Here is a 16,634-nt window from a genome sequence, read left to right on the forward strand (position 1 = left end):
CCCTTGACCCATGCAGGATGCAGGAACTAGTCTACACTCCTATTTTACCATTATATACAGCGAACATTCAGCTATTTTTTGAAAATTTCCCTAAAAAAGCGATTCCGTTTCCATACATGTTCTTAAAAAAACGCCGGGGTTTCGTCGCTGCCCCGGCGTTCATGGCATCAAAAGGCGATTTTTTCCTCTAAAAAGGCTTTGAGCTCCCCAATCGGCAGCCGCACTTGCTCCATCGTGTCGCGGTCGCGCACGGTCACTTGGCCGTCTTGTTCAGACTCAAAGTCGTACGTGATGCAAAACGGCGTGCCGATTTCATCTTGGCGGCGGTACCGCTTGCCGATCGAGCCGGTTTCGTCATAGTCGACCATGAAATGTTTCGCCAGCTCTTCATAAATGCGGTGCGCCCCGTCCGCGAGCTTTTTCGACAGCGGCAAGACAGCCGCTTTGTACGGCGCAAGCGCCGGATGCAAGTGCATCACCGTTCTCGTCGTGCCGTCTTCCAGCTCTTCTTCGTCATAGGCGTCGATCATAAACGCCAGCGTGACGCGGTCAGCGCCAAGCGACGGCTCAATGCAGTACGGGATGTAGCGCTCGTTCGTTTCTTGGTCGAGATAATGGAAGTCCTCGCCCGAGTATTCCATATGCCGCTTCAAATCGTAATCCGTGCGCGACGCGATGCCCCACAGCTCGCCCCAGCCGAACGGGAAATGGTACTCGATGTCCGTCGTGGCGTTGCTGTAGTGGGACAACTCTTCTTTCGCATGGTCGCGCAGGCGGATGTTATCCTCCTTCATGCCGAGCGACAGCAGCCAGTCCTTGCAAAACTGTTTCCAATAGTCAAACCATTGCAGCTCCTCACCGGGCTTGCAGAAAAACTCGAGCTCCATCTGTTCGAATTCGCGCGTGCGGAACGTGAAGTTGCCCGGCGTAATCTCGTTGCGGAAGCTTTTGCCGATTTGCGCGATGCCAAACGGCAATTTTTTGCGCATCGTGCGCTGGACGTTTTTGAAGTTGACGAAAATGCCTTGCGCTGTCTCTGGACGCAAATAAATTTCGTTGGCGCTCGACTCGGTGACGCCTTGGTACGTTTTAAACATTAAGTTGAACTGGCGCACGTTCGTGAAATCGCGGCTGCCGCATTCCGGGCAGGCGATGTCGTACTCCTTGATGAGTTCATCCATTTTGGCCAGCGGCAACCCGTCAACGATCATCTCGATCCCTTTTTCCTCGAGCGCCTTCTCAATCAGCTTGTCGGCGCGGTGGCGCGCTTTGCACTGTTTGCAGTCGACCATCGGATCGTTGAAGTTGCCTAAGTGACCGGACGCTTCCCACGTTCTCGGGTTCATTAAAATGGCGGCGTCAAGCCCGACGTTGTACGGTGACTCTTGGACGAACTTTTTCCACCACGCCCGTTTGATGTTGTTTTTCAGCTCGACGCCAAGCGGGCCGTAATCCCACGTGTTCGCCAGCCCGCCGTAAATTTCCGAGCCCGGAAACACGAAGCCGCGATGCTTGGCATGTGCGACGATTTCTTCCATTGTGACAGCCATCGTGTTCATCCTCCTTCAATGTGATGTCCAACAATCAAAAACGCCCTCGCCCCTAGGCCTGACGCCTAGGGACGAGAGCGTAGCTCCCGCGGTTCCACCCTAGTTGATGCGCAAATCACGCATCCCCTTTTTGCCATTTCCGCTCCGGACTGCCGTTTCATTAACCATCTTCGCCGGGCTTCCACCGTCCCCGGCTCGCTTGGGAAGAGAGGGTTAACTACTATTGATCCGTCATCGCGATCCATATATGATTTTGTCCACTATCATAGCAAACCCCAAAACCTTTTGTCAACGCCATCCTGCTTTTTTTGCATCCAAAACCGCGACACGATCGGCTTCCCGTCCCAGATGACTTCGCTTTTCGCCCGGCGCTTCGCGACTTCCGGCTCGTCAAGCAAGAGCCAAAAGTTTTTCACCGGCAAGTCCCCAAGCCCATGCTTCTCGCAAAGCCGCCGCAAGTAATGCCGCCGCTTGTCGCTCATATGTCGCGACACGTTGTCGCCGTCCGGGCTGAACGCATACAAGACCGTCGCCGCCGCGACACGCGTGACGCGACAAACAGAGGCGGCGCGCAAAAAGAAGTCCCAATCCCAATAATGGTGGACAGTCGGGTCAAAGCAGCCGATCTCGTCATGGAGCGATTTTCGATACACGCTCCCGGACGGGACGTACGTCGAAAACGTCCGCATCGCCTCCAAATCGTACTCATAGGCAAATAAAAAACGGGCCGATGGGACGCGCTGATCGTTTTCCACCCGATACTGGACAATTTCCGCATCGGCATAGGCAAAATCAGCGTCACGAAGCGCTGTGACCATCCGCTCGAGATGGCATGGCAACACTAAGTCGTCGTCGTCGCAAAGCATGATGAGGTCGTTGCGCGCCTCCTTGACGCCGATGTTGCGGGCCGCGACATGTCCTTCGTTGTCGCGGCGGTCGATGAGACGGATGTCAAGCTCTGGATACAAGGCGGCGACATCATGAACGGGGATGCCGCCGTCATTGACAATGATCACCTCAAAATGGCGGTATGTCTGCCGGCTCAACGCCTCGAGCAGCTCGGCAAGCGGATACGGGCGATTGTACGTCGGGATGACGACGGACACGGACGGACATAACATCAATTCACCGCCTCTCGCACTGGTTTTCCCCTTGGCGTCCGCGGGCGTCGATGCGCACACCCACCAAAAGCTTGGCCAATCAAAAAAGGGGCTTACCCTTAAGGTACCGCCCCTGCCGTTTGTTTGTCAATTTCGTCTTGCCTCCCCTAACGAGCGCCACGAACCAAAGCCCGCAACCCCTCATTAGAGATCTGCCTTAGAATGTCCCTTACAACGATTTTACTCATGCAAGCTCCTGTTGCTTCGTCTCGCTGCCCAACACCGCGACCGCCAAAACGGCGACAAGGACCGATAGACAAAACAGCGTGAAAATGGCCGTCACCGACACCCCTTGGGCGACAAGCGAGCCGACCAACAGTGGGCCAAAAATGCCGCCAATGCGGCCAAACGCCGCCGCCATGCCGGCGCCGGTCGCACGAATCGACGTCGGATACTGCTCCGGCGTATACGCATACAGCGCTCCCCAAGCGCCGAGGTTGAAAAACGACAAGAAAATGCCGGATGCCATCAGCCCAACGAGCGACTCGGCCGTGCCGAAAAAGTAGGCGCTCAATGCGGTGCCAAGCAAGTACGCAACCAAGACAAATTTCCGCCCGGCCCGCTCGATCAGCCATGCGGCGCTGAAATAACCCGGAAGCTGCGCTAGCGTCATGATAAGCACGTACTCAAAACTTTTAATCAAGCTGAACCCTTTCATGACCATGACACTCGGCAGCCATAAAAACATGCCGTAATACGAAAAGACGACGCAAAACCAAAGCAGCCAAAGCATGACCGTCTCTTTCCGATGGGGAGCGGACCATACTTTGACGATATTGCTCCACACCGTCTCCTCTTTTTGCGCGGCCGCAAACCGCGGCGAATCGGGCAGGCGGAGGCGCAAATAGATCGCATACAGCGCTGGAATCGCCGCCAGCCATAACGCCGTCCGCCATCCGTAAACTGGTATGACGAAATACGAGATGAGCGCTGCCAGCAACCAGCCGCCCGCCCAAAAGCTCTCAAGCAGCACGACAACCCGGCCGCGGTCGCAGCCGGCACCGCCTCCGAAACGAGCGTTGACGCGACCGGCAGCTCGCCGCCAAGCCCCATGCCGATCAAAAAGCGGAGCGCCAAAAACGCCGCCAACGTCGTCGTCAGCGCCGACAGCCCGCTGCCGATCGAGAATAATAACAATGTGACAATGAAAACATTTTTCCGGCCGATCCGGTCGGCGAGCAGCCCGAACACGAGCGCTCCGACCGCCATGCCGATCGAGTTGACGCTGCCGATCCAGCCGACTTGGCTGGCCGTCAAATTCCAGTCTTTTTGCAAGGCCGCCATCAAAAACGACAACATGCCGACATCCATCGCGTCAAACAGCCAACCGAGACCGGCAATGCCTAACAGCTTGCGCTGGGAAATCGCGGTTTGGTTCATGTGTATCCTCCTGTCATTATCGATGTAAAGACATCGTCTACTGTTCATTATAGAGGGGGACGGAAGTAAATTCAATCCCGTATTGCTCATTTTCTCACAAAATGAACCGCAACAGTAATAAAAAAGCCGCCGAAAAGCGATTGCTCTCGGCAGCTTTGCTCGTGCCAACCCGTCTTATAATTCCCATTTCTCGATGTCCATATGAAGATGTCCATGAGTTCCAAATAAAATCGTTCGGTCGTCCAGATGCGGAAAAAACCGCGCAGTGAACGTCTCTTCGCCATCATTGACGAACAGTTCGATCGATGACGTATCAAGGAAAACATGAAGCGAACGAAGACGTGGCAATCGACATTGCCGCTTCTCCGTCAGCCCGTTCACAAAGCTTTTCCGTTCAAGCGTCAATACCCCTTCGTCACTATTGTAAACAAGGCGAGCCGCATGGCGAAAGTAAATTTCCATCATGCTTCCGAACAGTTCGATATTGTCGAGGCGAAGTTCGATCGCATCTCCCTCGAGTCCCGGCCATGACCTCAGCTCATTCACACAGTGGCGCTTGGATATGCTACTTTTTGTTTGCGCAACTGTTTCAGCTCTTCCACTGGCGTCTGTCTCAGCTTGCCGCCAGTGAGGCGAAGTTCGCGCGGCAAGGTGAGCGCGTGCACCCAGCGGTGGCTCACTGTCGGCTGGCGGTCTTCATTCTGATCCGGCACACCCATCCAGCCGATGAGGATGCGCCGCCCGTTCCGGTCAAGCATCGTTTGCGGGGCGTAAAATTCAAAGCCGCGATCAAGCTCCTCAAACGCCCCGTGAAGGAATTCGGCCCGTTCGTAGTCGAAGCGGCCGACAAAATAACCTGACTGGTAGACGTTTTGGTAGCGCATGCCGTCCGGTTTTAATCCTTGTGGGCAGACAATGAGCACGTCTTGCCCATCTAATGGAAACAAGTCTGGGCATTCCCACATATAGCCAAACGGACCAAGCCCGTTCATGTTGCCGCCAGCAATTGGGCCAAGATGCTCCCAATGACAAAGATCAGCGGAACGAAACAGCACCGCTTTTCCATCGCCGCTTTCGCTTTGCGCCCCCAAGATCATATACCAATGGCCCTGATACCGCCATACTTTCGGGTCGCGGAAATGGGCCGTATATCCGTCCGGAAGTGTAATGACGACGCCTTTTTTTGTAAAATGAATGCCATCTTCCGATACGGCCATGCATTGGTACGTTTGGCGGTTTCCTTGTTCATCTTTCACATTGCCAGTGTAAAACAGCACGAGCTTTCCATCGCAACTAATCGCACTGCCGGAATAGCAGCCATCTTTGTCATACCATTCGCTTGGCGCTAACGCAATCGGCGCTGCTTGCCAATGAACCAAGTCTGGGGATGTATAATGCCCCCAGAACTTGGCGCCATGGCCGGTGCGAAACGGCATCCATTGGTAGAAGACGTGATACGTTCCGTTCCAGTCGATCAGCCCGTTTGGATCGTTCATCAACCCGACAGGAGGCATGAGATGGTAGCGAAGCCGATACCGGTCACGATTGACAAGAGTCTCATATTTTTCGACTTCAGCGTATGCTTGTTCAATAAGTTTCTGTTCCCGTTCGGATTTCATCCGCTTGTCCCCTCACTCTTCTTCTTCACGGAACTTTAGAAGGAATGTCGCCACAAACGCTGAAACGACGGCAATGGCAAAACCGATTAAGTAGTGCATTAAGTTCGTGAGCCCTTCCGGCGCAACGATGGCGATCATCGGGATGCCGGTCAACCCGTAGGCATTAGCTACTACATTCGTAAATACGACGTACGCTCCGCCGAGCGCGCCGCCAATGGCCGCAGCGATAAACGGCTTCCGGTATTTTAAGTTCACCCCGAAAATGACTGGCTCGGTAATGCCTAAAAAAGCTGACAAGGCCGCCGGTAACGCAATCTCTTTTGTTTTTGTCCGCTTCGATTTGACAAATACAGCCAAACCGGCGCCGCCTTGGGCGACGTTGGCCATCGACCAAATTGGCAGTAAATAGTTGACCCCAAGTTTCGCCAACAAGTTCGCTTCAATGGCATGAAAGCTATGATGCACACCAGTAATGACGATCATCGAGTACAATCCACCAAAGATAAGGCCAGCTAACGCACCGCCATAATGGTAAACAAAGTTCAACACCGTCGTAATCCCATCGCCAAGCAAATTGCCGAGCGGACCAATGGCCAAAATCGTAATAAATCCCGTCAAAATGACGGTCACAAATGGAACAACAAGCAAACTGACCGCATGAGGAACAACTTTTCGCAATCCACGCTCCACTTTGCTCATCACATACGTCGCCAGCAAAATCGGCACGACCGTCCCTTGATACCCGACCATAGCGATATCAAAGCCAAGAAAATGCATATAGTTTGGCTTGGCCTCGGCCAATCCCCACGGGTTTAATAGCGCCGGGTGAGTCATAATACCGCCGATGACCGCCCCTAAAAACGGCGTGCCGCCAAATTCTTTCGCCGCGCTAAAGCCGATTAAAATCGGCAAAATAATAAACGCCGCACTCGAAAACATATCAAGCAAAATATACAGCGGGCTGTCTGCCGCCACCCATTTGAACGCCTTCATCATCCCAAGCAAACCCATTAACAAACCGCTCGCGACAATGGCTGGGATGATTGGGACAAAAATGTTTGACAACGTCTTCGCAAAGCGGGCGAGCGGATTCATTTTTTGCTTGATGGCTTCTTGATGGGCATCAGCATCACCTTGCTGTACCCCTGCTTCCCGGGCAAACGCTTCATACACTTTATTCACCACGCCGGTGCCAAAAATAATTTGAAACTGTCCGGAGCTGGAAAACGCCCCTTTAACCCCTTCAATGTTTTCAATGTCTTTCGCCTCGGCCTTTTTGTCATCTTTTAAGACGAGGCGAAGCCGTGTCGCGCAATGAGTTACGCTAATGATGTTTTCTTTCCCGCCAAGGAGCGGGATGAGTTGTTTAGCAATGTGTTCATAATTCATCGGTGAACTCCTCTCCTTCTGAATGATGGTGAAATGAAAAACAAAAAAGACCTAAAACATACAAAGGGCGATCTAGCGGCATGACTCACTTGCCGTTCCCTTCATACGTTTTAGGTCTTGCCTGCTCGAAGCAGTTACAATCCCGCAATATTTCGTTGTCTGTTTTGCATTATACGGCAACTTGCTGTTTTTGTCAACGCTTTCGCAACCGTTGGATATGGAGGACGATATAGGCGAGTTCCTCCTCCGGAAAACGGATGCCATATTCCTTTTCTGCATAGGTTGCCGCTTTTTGTGTACACGCCCATTCCCTTGCATATTTTGTCTGAATGAGCGCAAGCATCTCCTCATCCATCGAATGAATCGGCTCCCCGTTTTCGATGCGGCTTAAGGCAAAGCGCAAATGAGTGAGCAGCCGCTGGTATGAAATGCTTTCCTTATCGATCGATATGCCGAGCTCCGTTTGGATAAGGTCAACGAGTTCATGAATGAGCGTCGTCTCGCGCATCGTTTTGTTCATGCTGGCGGCATCGAGTTTCGCCGTATGAATATGAAGGGCGATATGGGCCGCCTCGTCATCGGGAATCTCGATGCCAAGCCGCTCTTTGATCAACTGTTTCGCCCATAGCCCGATTTCATACTCCGCCTTATATAGCACTTTAATTTCATTGAGCAATTTGTTTTGAATGCGGTAACCTTGCTTCAACCGCTCGATGGCAAACGACAAATGGTCAGTCAGCGCAATATGAATATGGTCGCTGAGCGGCGCTTGCAGTTTGCCTTCCGCATAGCTGATAATTTCTTCGGCAATATCGATATGTTCTTCTGGCAACGTGCGAAGCAATTGCTGGAACTTCTCATTTTCTTCTTCCATGACGAAAATTTTCTCAATGCGGCCCGGGGGGATGAGATCGTTTTTCCGCTTTTGAAACGCAATCCCCGGGCCCATGACAATTTTCTCTTTGCCTTCGTCGAGCACGACAACGGCGTTGTTGTTTAAAATCTTATGGATGCGAAACGCCATATGTCCTCCCTGCCGCCCTTATTTCATTTTGACATGAAATAAGACCGTCTCGCCTTTTGCTGCCGATGTCCCTGCTTTTTTCTCCAAACTTTCAAGCGCATCACCATTCGTGATGATGATCGGCGTCACCGCGCTTTTCGCTTTCTCGCGCACAAGCGGCAAGTCGACAGAAAGAAGCCGATCGCCCCGTTTCACTCGGTCGCCGGCTTTGACATAGGCGGTAAACCCTTCCCCGTTCATCGACACGGTGTCGATGCCGACATGGATGAGCAGCTCCACACCCGCTTCCGAACGCAAGCCGATAGCATGCTTCGTCGGAAAGAGTTGGACGATTTCCCCGTCCACCGGAGCGACGACATCCCCATCCGCCGGATCGATGGCGATGCCATCGCCCATCATGTTTTGCGCAAACACCGGATCCGGCACGTCTTCAAGCGGCACAATCGTTCCGTCAAGCGGCGCGGTGATCGTCTCCTCTTTCAGCTGCTGCTTGCCAAACCATTTTTTGAACAACGGGCGTCATCCTTTCTATTCGGTTTGTCTGACATTCAGTATACCGAAACGGAAGGACAGTGCCAACCGCGCCGACCCAATCGGTCTTCATCAGCCGCGTTTGCGCAGCCGCCGGCAAATTTCTTCCGTCACTTCCTTTGTCGTCGCCGTGCCGCCGAGATCCGGCGTTTTGATGCCGTCAGCGGTGACATCCTCGATCGTTTGCAACAAAAGGGCGCCGAGCTCTTCTTCGCCGAAATGGTCAAGCATCAGTTTCGCCGTCCAAATTTGCCCGATCGGGTTGGCGATGCCTTTGCCGTAAATGTCCGGCGCCGAGCCGTGCACCGGCTCAAACATGGACGGGTACTTGCCGTTGACGTTGATGTTCGCCGCCGGGGCGATGCCGATGCTGCCCATAATAGCGCCGCCAAGGTCCGTCAAAATGTCGCCAAACAAGTTGCTCGCGACAACGACGTCAAACGTATGCGGCCTTGTCACGAAAAAGGCGGCCAATGCATCAATATGGTACGACGCGGTCGCGACATCCGGGTAGTCGCGCTTGACGTCGGCGAACACTTCATCCCAAAACGGCATCGTATGGAAAATGCCGTTCGATTTCGTCGCGCTCGTCACATGCCGTTTCCGCTTCCGCGCCAGCTCGAACGCATAACGCATCGCCCGCTCCGTCCCTTTGCGGGTAAAGACAGCGTTTTGAATGGCGATTTCATCCTCACCGCGATGAATGCGCCCGCCGACTTCGCTATATTCCCCCTCGCTGTTTTCGCGGACGACGATGAAATCAAAGTCGCGCGGCTCGGTCAGAGGCGAGGATAAGCCGCGGAAATATTTCGCCGGGCGAATGTTAATCACTTGTTCAAATTCGCGGCGGATTTTCAGAAGCAATCCCCATAATGAAATATGATCAGGGACAAACTTCGGATTGCCGACCGCTCCAAGGAAAATGGCGTCAAAGTTCCGCAGCGTCTCCAGCCCATCATCCGGCATCATTTTTCCATGCTCCATATAATAGTCGCAACTCCATGGAAATTCAGTGAAAGAAAAGGAAATCCCTCCATGGACATCCGCAACCGTTTTTAACACATCCAACGCCGCGGGCACAACTTCCTTGCCGATGCCGTCGCCAGGAATGACGGCGATTTCCCATTTTTTCACAACAGTCTCCTCCTTGATGAATCATTTCCTTTCCCTAATTCGACAGAAAGCGCACCGAACCCTCTCCGTTATAGAATACACAATGGCAACCCTTATTTGTGGTAAAATCAAACTACAATCCTATGGACGATGCGGGGGAAACAAATATGTCTCACTATACCGACCCGTTCCGCGGCGAATTTGACAGCCTTGAAGAGTTTGCCGACCGCGTCAGCGACGTGCTGAAATGCCCGGTGACGATCGAAGATGCGAACCATCGGCTCATCGCCTACAGCGCCCATGACGATTACACCGATCCGGCGCGGACGGCGACGATCATCAGCCGGCGCGTCCCGGAAAAAGTGATCAACAGCTTATGGAAACAAGGCGCCATCCCGGCGCTGCTCAAAAGCCGCGAGCCGGTGCGCGTGCCGCCGATTCATGACGTCGGCCTCGGCAGCCGCGTCGCTGTGTCGATCTGGAAAAACGATGAGGTGATCGGTTTCATCTGGGTGCTGGAAACGAACCGGACGCTGTCGCCTGAGGAGATGGAATGGCTCAAGCTCGCCGCCAAGGCAGCGAAAAACAAAGTGTTGCAGCTGTATATGCGCAAAAACAAAAAAGAAGAGCGGGTGCAAGAGCTGTTTTGGAAGCTGCTCACCGGCCACATCGCTCGTGAAGACGACATCCGCGCTCATCTCGCCGCGATGCAAATCCCGACCGCACCGCAGTTTGCCGTTGTCGTCTTCCGCTTTGCCGCCGATTTGATCGCCGAAATGGAGCGGCAAATTTCCTACTTATTGCAAACAACCCAGCAACTCCCGCTCCTTCTTTATACGACTGACGGCCGCGATGTGATTTTGCTGGCGGCGCCCAAAACCGACCAGCCGCTCAAAGAGCTGAATGCATTCATCGAGTCGTTCGCCGCCAAAATGAAAGAACGATTTCACATCCACGATGTGCAGTGCGGGTTTGGCGGCGTGTACGGCGCCTATCGCCTCATTGAAAAAAGCTACCGCGAAGCGCTCGCCGTCCTGGCGCTGAAAGAAAAGCTCGGCGATGAAATCAAGTCGGTTTACGGCTATGCCCAGCTTGGCATTTACCAATTTTTTGATTTTTTGCTTGAACAAAAGCGGCAAGGAGAATGGACCAACCCAGCGTTAACGAAGCTGCAATCGTACGACCAGAAACACCACAGCGACTTGGTCAAAACGTTTGAAACGTTTTTTGACCATAACGAAAACGCGCAAGAAACCGCCGACGTCCTCAACGTTCACCCGAACACGCTTGCTTATCGGCTCAAGCGGATTGCCGACATCGCCGAGCTTGATCTCAATGACATGAATCAAAAAATCAAATTATACATTGATATTAAATTAGCGAAATACGAAGCGCGCGGTTGAATTTGTGGAAATCCACAAAAACCGGGCGCTTCTTTCTCTTTTTTGAACAATGCCCGGCCCGTTCCGTCTCTTTTATACTATAAGTAAGGCCACTTCTGACGAGGAGGAACGATATCCATGATTATTGGAGTGCCAAAGGAAATCAAAAATAACGAAAACCGTGTCGCCATTACGCCGGCTGGCGTTTTGTCATTCGTTCAGGCTGGACATACGGTTCTGATTGAGAAAGAGGCAGGGGTTGGAAGCGGTTTCAGCGACAGCGATTACGCCCGTGCCGGAGCACAAATCATCGAGCGAGCGGAAGATGTGTGGGCGCAAGCCGATATGGTGATGAAAGTGAAAGAGCCGCTGCCAAGCGAATACGGCTATTTCCGCCCAGGTCTCATTTTGTTCACCTATTTGCATTTGGCCGCCGACCCGGAGTTGACGCGCGCCTTAAAAGAAAGCGGCGTCATCGCCATTGCCTATGAGACGGTGCAAGTCGGCCGCACGCTGCCGCTGTTGACGCCGATGAGCGAAGTCGCCGGGCGGATGGCGGCGCAAATCGGGGCGCAATTTTTAGAAAAACCGTACGGCGGCAAAGGCATCTTGCTTGGCGGCGTCCCAGGCGTCGCCCGCGGCAAAGTAGTCATCATCGGCGGTGGGGTCGTCGGCACGAACGCAGCGAAAGTCGCGGTCGGCCTCGGGGCAGATGTCACGATCATCGACTTGAACGCGGATCGCCTGCGCGAGCTTGACGACATTTTCGGCAACCAAATTACGACGCTCATGTCCAACCCGATGAACATCGCCGAAGCGGTCGCAGAGGCCGACCTTGTCATCGGCGCCGTCCTCATCCCGGGAGCGCGGGCGCCGAAGCTCGTCACCGAGGACATGGTGAAAGCGATGAAACCGGGTTCGGTCATCGTCGATGTCGCCATCGACCAAGGGGGCATCGTCGAGACGAGCGACCACGTCACGACACATGACGACCCGACGTACGTCAAACACGGCGTCGTCCATTATGCGGTCGCCAACATGCCTGGAGCCGTTCCGCGCACCTCGACGATCGCCTTGACGAACGTCACGATGCCATACGCCTTGCAAATCGCCAACAAAGGCGTCATCCAAGCCATTACGGACAACCCGGCGCTCGAGCTTGGCGTCAACGTCGCCAACGGCGAAATCACGTACGAAGCCGTCGCCCGCGACCTCGGCTATCGCTACGTCCCGGCCCGCGAAGCGCTCGGGAAAACGTTGGCCGCCAACTAACCGTGATGGACGCGGCCGACAACGCGCGCTGCCGGCCGCCTGTTCATCATTGTCCATTCCCATGACCGCCCACTCATAGCGGGCGGCTTTTTTTATCGTCCTAACCCGACAAGGCCGCCATTTCGGCAAGTGAGCGCAGGCGGTGGGAGTATGCCCCCTGTTGCGTTATGCCAAATCATTTTCGTTCAGCAAAGCAGGCCGTGTATAATGAAAATAGAAAGCTGGAAAGAAGGTGATTTCGTGAACGTTCCGGGAAAACAGGCGGTATCGCTTGAAGAATTTTATCGCATGCGGGAAACAACCGATCGTATTTTAGAATATATTGATGGCGCTGTGTTGATGTCTCCCTCCCCTTCGACCCAGCACCAACGCCTATCGGGACGGCTGTACGTCCAACTGTTCCATTTTTTAGAAGGAAAGCCGTGTGAAGTGTTTCATGCCCCTTTTGATATCGAACTAAAGAACGAACGAATCGAAGGCAAGAAAATTGTCGTCCCTGATTTAACCGTGATCTGCGATCGAAGCGGATTAACGGACAGCAAATTTGTCGGCGTCCCAACGTTGATCATTGAAATTTTAAGTCCTTCCAACCAGGCGTATGATCTCGTGTTCAAATTGAACTTGTATATGCAATACGGAGTCGGTGAATATTGGATCGTGAACCCTATGCACTCTGTTGTGCAAATCTACTCGCTCAATGACGACGGACAATATGAACAAGCCGGCGTCTGGAAAGAAACCGGCATGGCCTATTCGCGCGCGCTTGACGGTTTTTCTGTTGATGTAGAACAACTATTTCGTCCTTGAGGGCGGCTTCATGATATAATCTTGTAGAACAAAGGAGTGATGACGATGACGATGCCAAAAGCGTTAACGATCGCCGGGTCAGACAGCAGCGGCGGCGCCGGGCTGCAGGCGGACTTGAAAACGTTCCAAGAGCTTGGCGTATACGGAATGACGGCGATCACGACGATCGTCGCCATGGATCCGCACAACCGTTGGGCGCATCAAGTGTTTCCGGTGGACTTGGCGACGATCGAAGCTCAGCTTGAGACGATCATCGTCGGCGTTGGCGTCGACGCCTTCAAAACGGGGATGCTGCCGACGACGGATATCATTGAATTGGCAGCGCGCGCCATTGAAAAACATGGCTTGAAAAACGCCGTCATCGACCCGGTTATGGTGTGCAAAGGGGCGGATGAGCCGCTCCACCCGGAAAATACGGTGTGCTACCGGGAAACGCTCGTGCCAAAAGCAACGGTCGTGACGCCGAACTTGTTTGAGGCGGCGCAGCTAGCCGGCCTGCCGCGCATTGAAACGGTTGAAGACATGAAAGAGGCGGCTGGACGCATTCATGAGCTCGGAGCTCAATATGTGATCGTCAAAGGCGGACGGAAAATTCCGCACGACTATGCGGTTGACGTCCTTTATGACGGCCAAACGTTCGAACTGCTTGAATCGGAACGGATCGACACGACGTATACGCACGGCGCCGGCTGCACGTTCTCGGCCGCCATTGCCGCCGAACTGGCGAAAGGCCGGCCGGTGAAAGACGCCATTGCGACGGCCAAAGCGTTCATCACCGCCGCCATCCGCCACTCGTTCCCGTTAAACGAATACGTCGGGCCGACGCATCACGGCGCGTACCGCCGCTACGGCGAACAATAGACAAGGCCTCGTCCTTGTCTTTTTCCGCAACTCCCCTCCTTGGAATTAGGAAGGGAGCGAGGCCTGCGCATACCGAAAAAGCAAATGCCTCCAAACGATTTGCATGGCGCTAAAATAGATGCCATATAGAAATAGAAAGGAAGGTGCCGCCATTGCGCGTCTCGGCTGTCCAATATCATCTTCATACCATCCGTTCGTTTGATGAATTTGCCGCGCAAGTGACGCATTACGTCAAAACAGCGCAAGAGTTTGACGCTGAGTTTGTGTTGTTCCCGGAATTTTTCACCACCCAGCTGCTCTCGATTCCGCTTGACGACGGACGGCAAGCGACGATTGATGACTTGCCGAATTATACCGAAAAATACACCGAGCTGTTTGTGTCGCTCGCTAAAGACACCGGCATGTATTTGATCGGCGGCACGCATGTCATCCGCGAAAACGGCAAGCTGTACAATGTCGCCCATTTGTTTGCGCCGGACGGGACGGTCCATCGCCAAGCGAAGCTGCATATCACCCCGACTGAGGTCAACGAGTGGAATATCGCTCCAGGCGACGGCGTGCATGTGTTTGAAACGGACAAAGCGACGATCGCCATTTTGACGTGCTATGACATCGAGTTTCCGGAAATCGTTCGCATGGCGCGCGCCAAAGGGGCAGATGTCATCTTCTGTCCGTCGTGCACCGATGACCGGCACGGGTTTTACCGCGTACGGTATTGTTGCCACGCGCGGGCGGTCGAAAACGAAGTGTATGTCGTCACGACCGGCACGGTCGGGTCGCTTCCGACGGTCGACTTTATGCGCGCCAATTTCGGCCAAGCGGCCGTCATCACGCCAAACGACATCCCGTTCCCGCAAGGCGGCGTGCTTGCGGCGGGCGAGATCAACAGCGACATGGTCATTACCGCTGACCTTGACTTGTCGCTCCTTCGCAAAGTGCGGGAAAAAGGATCGGTCGCGACATGGCGCGACCGGCGCATCGACTTGTACCCGGATTGGAATCAAGTGAAATAGTCCTAAACGACAAAAAGGGTGCCCCTGCGCAAGGGGACACCCTTTTGCCTATTTTTAGGACAGCAACTGCTTGAATCGATCAAATTGTTCAGCTACTTTCCCTTCTGGCTCCTTCGTCAGCAAGCTGACGATCACAATCGCTGCCAAGCTGGCGGCAAAACCGGGGATCATTTCATACAACAGCCCTTTTAAGTAGGCGGATTGCGTCCAAAGAATGACCGTCAATGCCCCAGCGACCATGCCGGCGAGCGCCCCCCATTTCGTCATCCGCCGCCAGCATAAGCTAAGCAAAATGACGGGGCCAAACGATGCGCCAAATCCAGCCCACGCATAGCCGACCAAGTTTAAAATCGTGTCGTTTTTCGTGTACGCCAGCGCCGTTGCGACAATGGCGACAAGGAGCACCGACAAACGCCCGACGAAGACAAGCTCCTTATCCGAAGCCGCGCGGCGGAACACGACTTTATACAAGTCTTCGGTCAGCGAGCTCGAGGTGACGAGCAGCTGGGATGAAATGGTGCTCATAATCGCGGCTAAAATCGCCGCCAGCAAAAACCCAGTAATAATCGGATGGAACAAAATGTGTCCGAGTTGAATAAACACCGTTTCCGGATCATCAAGTTTCATGCCGCGCTGCGAAAAGTAAGCGATTCCAAAAAGACCGGTCAACATCGCTCCGACAACCGAGAAAATCATCCAACCCATGCCGATGCGGCGGGCGCTTTTCATTTCTTTCACCGACTTAATGGCCATAAAGCGGACGATAATGTGCGGCTGGCCGAAATACCCAAGCCCCCAGGCGAATAATGAAATGATGCCAAGAAAACTTGTTCCTTTCCATATATTCAACAAGTTGGGATCGATGTCGCGAATCGTCTCCATCGTATCCACCGGCCCGCCTGTATGGAACAGCGTCACGACCGGCACTAAAATCAACGCGATGAACATAATCGTCCCTTGGACAAAGTCCGTCCAGCTGACGGCCAAAAAGCCGCCAAACAGCGTGTAAGCGACGACAACGCCGCCGACGATCCACAAGCCCGTATGGTAGCTGACACCAAACGAGTTTTCAAACAGAACGCCCCCCGAAACGAGGCCGGACGAGACATAAAACGTAAAAAAGACCATAATGACAATCCCAGATGCCATCCGCAACAATTTCGACGCATCGCCGAAACGGTTTTCCAAAAACTCCGGAATCGTAATCGAGTCGTTCGCTACTTCCGTATAGACGCGCAAGCGCGGCGCGACAAACAACCAGTTTGCATAAGCGCCAAGCGTCAAGCCGATGACGATCCAGGCGGCGCTCACCCCATCGACATACATCGCCCCCGGCAGCCCCATGAGCAGCCAGCCGCTCATGTCGGAAGCCCCGGCGCTGAGCGCCGTCACCGCCGGCCCGAGCGTCCGGCCGCCAAGCATATAATCGGACAAATTCGACGTCCGTTTATACGCCCAATAGCCAATCCAAAGCATGCCGACTAAATACACAATGACGGAAAATAAAACCATATGGACTCTCCTTCCTCTACT

General features: G+C 53.7%; 13 protein-coding genes and 2 pseudogenes. 6 read left to right on the forward strand and 9 right to left on the reverse strand.

Going from position 1 to position 16,634, the window contains the following annotated elements:
- Positions 1-191: hypothetical protein (locus I656_RS18965; RefSeq protein WP_033004941.1), on the forward strand; the 191-nt coding region annotated here is incomplete at its 5' end.
- Here the strand turns inward: I656_RS18965 and I656_RS11915 are convergent.
- From I656_RS11915 to I656_RS11890, 8 genes and pseudogenes are all read right to left on the reverse strand, one after another.
- Positions 168-1,550, reverse strand: a complete 1,383-nt coding sequence (locus I656_RS11915) for a glycine--tRNA ligase (RefSeq protein ID WP_033004942.1) — start codon at positions 1,548-1,550, stop codon at positions 168-170. The genes I656_RS18965 and I656_RS11915 overlap by 24 nt on opposite strands.
- 263 nt (positions 1,551-1,813) lie before the next feature.
- On the reverse strand, positions 1,814-2,671 hold the full coding sequence (locus I656_RS11910; RefSeq protein ID WP_033004943.1) for a glycosyltransferase family 2 protein: 858 nt from the start codon (positions 2,669-2,671) through the stop codon (positions 1,814-1,816).
- Positions 2,672-2,894: 223 nt separating this feature from the next.
- Positions 2,895-4,090, reverse strand: a pseudogene (locus tag I656_RS0114905) (MFS transporter).
- Between the two features lie 174 nt (positions 4,091-4,264).
- Positions 4,265-5,709 (reverse strand): annotated as a pseudogene (locus I656_RS0114910) (glycoside hydrolase family 32 protein).
- Between the two features lie 12 nt (positions 5,710-5,721).
- Positions 5,722-7,098, reverse strand: a complete 1,377-nt coding sequence (locus I656_RS11905) for a sucrose-specific PTS transporter subunit IIBC (protein WP_020754192.1) — start codon at positions 7,096-7,098, stop codon at positions 5,722-5,724.
- Positions 7,099-7,291: 193 nt separating this feature from the next.
- Positions 7,292-8,122 carry a PRD domain-containing protein gene (locus tag I656_RS11900; protein WP_015376100.1) on the reverse strand — a complete coding sequence of 277 codons (831 nt, stop codon included), beginning with the start codon at positions 8,120-8,122 and terminating at the stop codon, positions 7,292-7,294.
- A gap of 18 nt (positions 8,123-8,140) precedes the next feature.
- Positions 8,141-8,635 (reverse strand): PTS glucose transporter subunit IIA, encoded by a 495-nt coding sequence (locus tag I656_RS11895; RefSeq protein WP_015376101.1) that lies wholly within the window; start codon positions 8,633-8,635, stop codon positions 8,141-8,143.
- Between the two features lie 90 nt (positions 8,636-8,725).
- Positions 8,726-9,787 (reverse strand): tartrate dehydrogenase, encoded by a 1,062-nt coding sequence (locus I656_RS11890; protein ID WP_015376102.1) that lies wholly within the window; start codon positions 9,785-9,787, stop codon positions 8,726-8,728.
- Positions 9,788-9,933: 146 nt separating this feature from the next.
- Between I656_RS11890 and I656_RS11885 the strand changes: the two genes are divergently transcribed.
- From I656_RS11885 to I656_RS11865, 5 genes are all read left to right on the forward strand, one after another.
- Positions 9,934-11,169: a CdaR family transcriptional regulator gene (locus I656_RS11885; RefSeq protein ID WP_033004946.1), complete on the forward strand. Its 1,236-nt coding sequence runs from the start codon at positions 9,934-9,936 to the stop codon at positions 11,167-11,169.
- A gap of 117 nt (positions 11,170-11,286) precedes the next feature.
- The gene (gene ald, locus I656_RS11880) at positions 11,287-12,420 is read left to right on the forward strand and encodes an alanine dehydrogenase (protein WP_015376104.1); all 1,134 of its coding nucleotides are present in this window, start codon (positions 11,287-11,289) and stop codon (positions 12,418-12,420) included.
- Between the two features lie 207 nt (positions 12,421-12,627).
- Entirely contained in the window at positions 12,628-13,227 is a 600-nt protein-coding gene (locus I656_RS11875; RefSeq protein ID WP_050572293.1) for a Uma2 family endonuclease, read from the forward strand.
- A 45-nt stretch (positions 13,228-13,272) separates the two neighbouring features.
- A complete protein-coding gene (gene pdxK, locus I656_RS11870; RefSeq protein WP_033004948.1) occupies positions 13,273-14,088 on the forward strand; it encodes a pyridoxine/pyridoxal/pyridoxamine kinase in 816 nt (271 codons plus the stop codon).
- A gap of 152 nt (positions 14,089-14,240) precedes the next feature.
- Positions 14,241-15,101 (forward strand): carbon-nitrogen hydrolase family protein, encoded by an 861-nt coding sequence (locus I656_RS11865; protein ID WP_033004950.1) that lies wholly within the window; start codon positions 14,241-14,243, stop codon positions 15,099-15,101.
- A 54-nt stretch (positions 15,102-15,155) separates the two neighbouring features.
- On the opposite strand, the gene putP is transcribed toward I656_RS11865, so the two are convergent.
- Complete coding sequence (gene putP / locus I656_RS11860) at positions 15,156-16,613, reverse strand: sodium/proline symporter PutP (RefSeq protein WP_015376108.1); 1,458 nt, start codon at positions 16,611-16,613, stop codon at positions 15,156-15,158.
- Between the last annotated feature and the right edge of the window lie 21 nt (positions 16,614-16,634).

Source organism: Geobacillus sp. WSUCF1 (genome assembly GCF_000422025.1).
Classification (GTDB): domain Bacteria; phylum Bacillota; class Bacilli; order Bacillales; family Anoxybacillaceae; genus Geobacillus; species Geobacillus zalihae.

Bases quoted from the DNA above. Each gene is read 5' to 3' on its own strand.
- I656_RS11915 (WP_033004942.1), bottom strand. From the start codon at position 1,550: ATGGCTGTCACAATGGAAGAAATCGTCGCACATGCCAAGCATCGCGGC.
- I656_RS11910 (WP_033004943.1), bottom strand. From the start codon at position 2,671: ATGTTATGTCCGTCCGTGTCCGTCGTCATCCCGACGTACAATCGCCCG.
- I656_RS11905 (WP_020754192.1), bottom strand. From the start codon at position 7,098: ATGAATTATGAACACATTGCTAAACAACTCATCCCGCTCCTTGGCGGG.
- I656_RS11900 (WP_015376100.1), bottom strand. From the start codon at position 8,122: ATGGCGTTTCGCATCCATAAGATTTTAAACAACAACGCCGTTGTCGTG.
- I656_RS11885 (WP_033004946.1), top strand. From the start codon at position 9,934: ATGTCTCACTATACCGACCCGTTCCGCGGCGAATTTGACAGCCTTGAA.
- ald (WP_015376104.1), top strand. From the start codon at position 11,287: ATGATTATTGGAGTGCCAAAGGAAATCAAAAATAACGAAAACCGTGTC.
- I656_RS11875 (WP_050572293.1), top strand. From the start codon at position 12,628: ATGAAAATAGAAAGCTGGAAAGAAGGTGATTTCGTGAACGTTCCGGGA.
- pdxK (WP_033004948.1), top strand. From the start codon at position 13,273: ATGACGATGCCAAAAGCGTTAACGATCGCCGGGTCAGACAGCAGCGGC.
- putP (WP_015376108.1), bottom strand. From the start codon at position 16,613: ATGGTTTTATTTTCCGTCATTGTGTATTTAGTCGGCATGCTTTGGATT.